This window comes from Moorena sp. SIO3B2, from assembly GCF_010692525.1.
GTDB classification, from domain to species: domain Bacteria; phylum Cyanobacteriota; class Cyanobacteriia; order Cyanobacteriales; family Coleofasciculaceae; genus Moorena; species Moorena producens.
On the sequence record NZ_JAAHHE010001007.1, the window covers coordinates 1 to 1018 of the forward strand.

Consider the following 1018-nt stretch of genomic DNA (forward strand, 5'->3'; position numbering starts at 1 on the left):
AGGGTCAATTCCAAGGACACATCCATATCGCACCGATTACACCAGGAAATTTACAGGTACATTGGCCCGAAGGGAATGTGCTATTGGATAAAGGCAAGCGATCGCCTGAAGTTGATATTCCAGACTACAATGCTTTGGTTCAACTGGATAAGATTTAAGGAGATAGTATCGAGGTAAGCATACAGCCGTCAGCTGTCAGCCGTCAGCTGAATGCTTAGTAATTAGTAATTGGTAAGTTACAAGTTTCACGTTACAAGTTTCACGTTACAAGTTTGAATAGGGATCCGTGTAGGAATTGTGATAATTGTTGTTCCCTACTCCCTACTCCCTACTCCCTACTCCCTGTTCCCTATGCTATCTAAGTAGTCAACCGGACATGATATTAGTCAGCAACATATCGCCATCCTTGAGGTTCATATTCCCGTTGGATTCGCACCATCCAGCTACCTTGGGGAAGCTCAATTGGCTGATGCTCTTCGTGAGTTAAGGTTGCTGTTTTTGAAGCAACTTGTAAATAAAGGATGCCATTTTTTTCGTATAACTGAGCAACACCGTCAGTGATGCGATGAGAATGTCCAGTTACCTCTCCTTCTGCTAGGGTTAAGTGAGGTAAATGTTGTCCATTAATTTGCTCTACAGGAAGTAAAATAACGTCGCCTTGTCGAATAGGTTGCATAGGTTCTTTGATTAATTGTTAGCTTGATTAATTGTTAGAGGTTGTCTGAGAAGTCTCATTTGCTACATCCAAGCCCCCTAAATCCCCCAATCTTGGGGGACTTTTAGAAGCAAACGGACTCTTTTTCCCCCCAAAGTTGGGGGGCTAGGGGGGCAAAATTCACTATAAAAACACTTTTCAGATATCCTCTTAGTTTGATTAATTGTTATCTAGTTATCGATTAGTTGGGACAGGCGAGAAGAGTTCTTTTGTCCACTACTATAGCATTTCTCCGAGTAATGATGTACAGTCAATTGGCTTATCCTTACTCCCTATTGCCTAAAACCTATTGCCTAAAACCTA

Annotated in this window: 1 protein-coding gene; it reads right to left on the bottom strand. The window is 41.8% G+C overall.

Going from position 1 to position 1018, the window contains the following annotated elements:
- Positions 1–382: 382 nt before the first annotated feature.
- A complete protein-coding gene (locus F6K38_RS43085) occupies positions 383–676 on the bottom strand; it encodes a DUF8820 family protein (RefSeq protein WP_009149399.1) in 294 nt (97 codons plus the stop codon).
- Positions 677–1018 lie beyond the last annotated feature (342 nt).